General features: G+C 40.6%; 4 protein-coding genes. All 4 read left to right on the top strand.

Annotation, left to right across the window (positions count from 1 at the left end; all coding sequences use genetic code 11):
- Positions 1-1589 (top strand): primase-like DNA-binding domain-containing protein (locus tag AACX38_RS04955; RefSeq protein ID WP_228865832.1); only part of this gene is annotated, 1589 nt, incomplete at its 5' end.
- A 338-nt stretch (positions 1590-1927) separates the two neighbouring features.
- Complete coding sequence (locus AACX38_RS04950) at positions 1928-2851, top strand: hypothetical protein (RefSeq protein ID WP_228865831.1); 924 nt, start codon at positions 1928-1930, stop codon at positions 2849-2851.
- Entirely contained in the window at positions 2848-3243 is a 396-nt protein-coding gene (locus AACX38_RS04945) for a DUF1240 domain-containing protein (protein WP_228865830.1), read from the top strand. Before AACX38_RS04950 ends, AACX38_RS04945 begins: the two co-directional genes overlap by 4 nt.
- Before the next feature lie 125 nt (positions 3244-3368).
- A partial coding sequence (locus AACX38_RS04940) for a phage major capsid protein (protein WP_228865829.1) occupies positions 3369-3842 on the top strand: 474 nt, incomplete at its 3' end.

The raw sequence follows: 3842 nt of genomic DNA, 5'->3' as shown, positions 1-3842 counted from the left end.
TTGGCAAGATAGCGGCAGAGAAGACAGCCAAAGCGATTAACGGCTGGGTCACATTACCGCCTACGGCATTGAAATCTGACTGGGACGATTATCGCCAGCATCACGGTATTGGGGCAGCAAAACAGGCATTCAGCAACGGGTTATATCAGGTGGGAGAGAAAAAACAAATGGAAACAGAAGCGGTTGTGCTCCAAGAAGCGAAGCCCAAAAAGACCAATAACAATCTAGCACAAATGGCAGCCAGTCAGCGCGGGGCACTATTGGTTGAACGTTACGGGAAAGTGGCGGTTAATCCTGATAGCGAAATGGTTTACCACTATAACGGTACAACATGGGAAACCGTGTCGGATAATGAGCTGCGCCGCGCAATGGTGGCAATCTTCGACCAGCACGAAACCCCTTACAGCCCGAACGGCATTAATAACGCGATTAGTGCGATGAAATTACAAATTCCTGTTATTGGTGAACCACGGCAGGATTTAATCGGGTTCATTAATGGTGTGTATGATTTATCAGAACAACAATTTATCCCACATCAGCTAGAACACTGGCTAATGAACCATAACGGCATCGAATTCACTCCGCCTGCTATTGGTGAAAATTTGCCGGATCATGCTCCAGATTTTTATCGCTGGCTGTCTCATGCAGCGGGGAGCAATGAAAACAAGATGAACCGCATTAAAGCCGCTTTGTTCATGATTCTGGCTAATCGTTATGACTGGCAGTTATTTATTGAAGTCACAGGTGAAGGTGGCAGCGGTAAAAGTGTGTTTACTTACATTGCGGCTTTATTGGCAGGTGAGCACAATACCGCCAGTGGCAATATGAGAGCATTGGACGAAGCGAGAGGGCGTTATCAGTTTGTCGGGAAAAGCCTGATTACGCTGCCCGATCAGGTTAAATATGTCGGTGAAGGCGCTGGCATTAAGGCAATTACTGGCGGTGACTTAATCGAAGTTGACGGGAAATATGAGAAACAATTTTCTACGGTCATTAAGGCTGTTGTACTGGCGACTAATAACGAACCGATGAGCTTTACAGAACGTAATGGCGGTATTGCACGGCGGCGGGTGATATTCCCGTTTAACATTCCGGTCAAAGAGTCAGAGAAAGATCCACATTTGCCGGAGAAAATCAGTCGGGAACTGCCTGTCATTATTCGTCATTTATTAACGGAATTTGCCGACCAGAACAAAGCTAAAAAGCGACTACAGGCACAACGCGATTCTAACGAGGCGTTAACGGTAAAAAGCAATTCAGATCCGTTGTATCGCTTTTGCGGTTATCTGGTCTCTGTCAATGATGCAACTGGGATGAAGATGGGCACTAAGAACATTAGCCCACGAGCGCCGAGGTTGTATCTGTATCATGCTTATCTTTCCTTTATGGAAGCGCACGGCTTTGAACGCCCGCTGACATTGACTAAATTTGGCGAATCTATTCCTAAGATTATGCAGGAGTACCGGAAAGATTATCGAAAGACGAGAACAACGAGAGGATATTCTTATAATGTTGAGTTGTCGGAAGAAGCGGAAGAGTGGCTTCCATCGTTACCTGAGCATAAAGATCTCAACATTATACCATTATAGATTTTTAGGTTTAACTATACATTCTGTACATTAAATAGCGTATTTTTCTGATTTTAAATATAAAAATAGGATGTATAGTTATTCTTCCTCTGTACGCTAAGTATACATGTTATACATAATCTAAAAATGTTTTAGTTAACAGATGAATAGTTAATGAATACCATATTAATGGCCACAACCCCAGATATGACAGGCTTTTTAAAAATCTTTCATAGTGTGTACAGTGGATGGCTTCAAAAAGATTTCTAGGGGAGTCACCGGATATAAGTCAGTTATTTTTTATTAGTATTATGGTGACATTTGGAATTATTCAATATGAAATCGTATGGAGAGCTTAAATGACCAGACGTAAAGATTATAATCCCACTTGGCACGGTTATTTGGGGGATTATTTAAATGGAAAAGTGGGAATTAACCAGTTAATACCTCAGCATGAATTTTTTGATAGTATAGGATTGGAAAAGGAATTAAATAAGAATACTCAATATCACTACGTTCTTACATTAGCTCAAGCCCAAAGCATTATTGAAGATATCAATCCTAGTCGTCCACAAAATCCAAGTCACGGTGAATCACTGGCAAGGGGTATTGAAGAGGACGACCAGACAAAAGGCCCTATGTCACATGTATTTTCTGTCACAGATCCTATTTCTCCTTATGCCGGCAGTATCTATGATTCGCGAGGGTTTTATGATGTTTGCCGGGAGTTTCAGAGGTTAAATATCACTGCTATAACACATGTGGCAGAAAATGGCCGCACGTATATTCATTTGTCGGGGCATGCAGGTCTTAGGAGACTTGTCAGGGGAACACGATACGGTGCCAATCATCCTCAAATGATAGGGATGGGGATAGGGCAGCAGGGTCTTAATAACAGCATTGTAAGAGGGGTTAGATTCTGCATCATCTTTTCTATTGGATATCGAGTCGTAGAAAGTATTTTTAAGGATGAGTATACTTTAGCTGATTTTCTCGGAAACATAACAATTGATATGGCTAAAACAGCCATTACTGCGGCTGCATCTTGGGCTGTTGGTACAGTTTTAACTGCAACAGCCATTGTAGGTGGGAGTATTATTGCTGTTGCTGGAATAGTTTTGGTAACGGGTTTTTTGGTTGCTTATGGTTTGGACGTTCTTGATAAACAATATGGAATAAGTGAAAAATTAATAGCATTTTTAAAAGAACAAAGGGACAGAAAACCAAGAACGCCAGAAGCGGATTTAAGACATTTTTTTAATGGATTAGGAAGGATGAGGTGAATAGTAAATATGTTAAAGCATTAGGTGTGCTAATTCTGTTGTTAGGACTGACATTTATGATGAGCTTAGTTGTTGATTCTGCTATTTCATTAATACTAATGAGAGATGAAATAACATTTTCCAGCGCCGTTATCATATGTTTTATGTCTTTTCCTCTATTGTTTTATTCTTTATCAGGTTCTATTTTTTTCTTTCTATTTGATAGGCTGCCTAAATTTAACAAGGTTATTGTTAAGTACTTAAGTATGCTGATGGTTACATCATTCATCGTTAGTTTGCCTATATCTTTTTATGTGAGCTATAAGTTAAAAAATGATGGTTATTTAACATGTGATAAAATATCGTGGATGTCGCCAACTACTTACGTCAAAAATTTATCCCTGTGTAAGTGAATTTTTTTGTAAATATTCTATTCTTATGTTTTATCCTGTTTAGCCTCTAAATTTTAGAGGCTTTTTAATTATTTTAGATAGTATTAAATAGTGTCTTTGAGGAAAATAAATAACCATAAGACACCATGAAAAAACTACTCGAATTACGCCAGCAAAAAGCCGATTTAACTCATCAAATGCGTTCGTTGCTTACTAAAGCCGAAGACGAAAAACGTTCACTGAATCTCGAAGAAGCGAAACAGTTCGACGAACTGCACAATCAGTCTGATACGCTCAATACCGAAATTGCCCGTTATGAAACTTTATCTGATGAAGAACGCAATCAGGCAAAGAACCAGCCAACCAGTGAAAAACTCAATAATGATGAACTACGCCACTATATTCTGACTGGCGAAGCCCGTTCCCTGTCTACAGGCGTCCCCGCAGACGGCGGCTATACCGTTATCCCTGAGCTGAATAAGCAGATCATGCAGCAACTGGCTGATGAGTCGGTTATGCGCCGGATTTGTACGATTAAGACCACTCGCAGCAATGAATATAAACAGCTTGTTTCGGTCGGTAGCGCAGCCGTAGCCCACACAGAAGAAGGTAAGGCACGC

This window comes from Xenorhabdus sp. PB30.3 (genome assembly GCF_963895965.1).
Classification (GTDB): domain Bacteria; phylum Pseudomonadota; class Gammaproteobacteria; order Enterobacterales; family Enterobacteriaceae; genus Xenorhabdus; species Xenorhabdus stockiae.
Note: the sequence above shows the minus strand (reverse complement) of the source record. Positions and strands in the feature narration are given on the sequence as shown.

What these genes read in the sequence shown, in the direction of transcription:
- AACX38_RS04950 (WP_228865831.1), top strand. Translation starts at nt 1,928, where the DNA reads ATGACCAGACGTAAAGATTATAATCCCACTTGGCACGGTTATTTGGGG.